This window comes from Sphingomonas sp. IW22, from assembly GCF_041321155.1.
GTDB lineage: Bacteria > Pseudomonadota > Alphaproteobacteria > Sphingomonadales > Sphingomonadaceae > Sphingomonas.
Genome location: NZ_JBGGWB010000017.1, coordinates 1,178 through 2,469, shown reverse-complemented (window position 1 = coordinate 2,469; position 1,292 = coordinate 1,178). Strand labels below are relative to the sequence as shown.

Below are 1,292 nucleotides of genomic sequence, written 5' to 3'. Positions count from 1 at the left end.
TAATAAATTCGTTCCGTTTTTTTTCGATATCGTTTTGCATGACATTAGATGCATCTATTATTAATTTAATTTAATGTTTAAATAATAAGATCATGTGTTCGTTGTTTATTTATAGTTTTGATGACTCACTATTTTTAAATTTATTTTTAGATGAAATTTAAAATGAATACCCAATTCAATAAAAATGAACATCTCCGACACGTGCTTCTATACCAGTTTAATTGCCATGTTAATGCAACCCAAGCTGCCAGAAACATAAATGCCGTGTACGGAGAAGGTTGCATGTCTAGTCGGGTAGCACGAAAGTGGTTTTCTAAATTTAAAAAAGGCGATTTTAGCCTAACTGATGCTCCTCGTTCCGGACGTCCATCTCATTTCAGTGAAGAGTGTCTCAGCTCTCTTCTAAAAGCTGATAATCGTCAAACAACCCGTGAATTAGCCGGACAACTTAGTTGTAATCCACAGACAGTTCTGAACCATCTCCATAGAATGAGAAAATTTCAAAAATATGGTGCTTGGATTCCTCATCACCTGAATGAACGTAACAAAAATCAGAGGATTAATGCATGTTCCTCTTTACTTGCCAGGCATCATCACGCCGTACAACAACATCGGCCGTTTCTCTCTTTGCTAGTTACGGGAGATGAAAAATGGTGCTTGTATATAAATATGAAGCACAGAAAGGAATGGGTTGATAAAGATCACCAGGCTAAACCGCGTGTCAAACAGGACAATTACTCTCGGAAGGTAATGCTGTGTGTCTGGTGGGGAATAGAGGGCGTAATTTACTGGGAATTGCTGAAAAGAAATGTTACTATAACAGCCGCAATTTATGTGCAACAATTAAAACGTGTGGCCCAAGCTATTAGTCAAAAAAGACCAAATTCACGGCATAAGTTGATTTTGCAGCATGACAACGCCCGACCTCATATTGCCAAAATGACGATATCGGCCATTCAGGAATTAAATTGGGAGATATTACAGCATCCTCCATATTCACCAGACATCGCGCCTTCTGATTTTTACCTGTTTCGAGCAGTAGCAAACGACCTCCGTGGTGTGACATTCGATTGTGATGAAGACGTCCGGATTTGGCTCGAAGAGTGGTTTAGCTCAAAAGATCAAGCTTTCTATCGATATGGAATCGAAAAGTTACCTAAACGATGGGAAACAGTAATTAACAATAAAGGCGAATACATAATTGATTGATTTTTATTTAATGTACATATGTTATAAATAAAAATTTTGCAGTTTAAAAACGGCACGAATTTATTAGACAACCTGATATATAA

At 37.2% G+C, this 1,292-nt stretch carries 1 protein-coding gene; it reads left to right on the top strand.

All coding sequences use genetic code 11. The features are described 5' to 3' along the window. Positions 1-150: 150 nt before the first annotated feature. Positions 151-1,209 carry a hypothetical protein gene (locus tag ACAX61_RS19445; protein ID WP_370716192.1) on the top strand — a complete coding sequence of 353 codons (1,059 nt, stop codon included), beginning with the start codon at positions 151-153 and terminating at the stop codon, positions 1,207-1,209. The last annotated feature ends 83 nt before the right edge of the window (positions 1,210-1,292 follow it).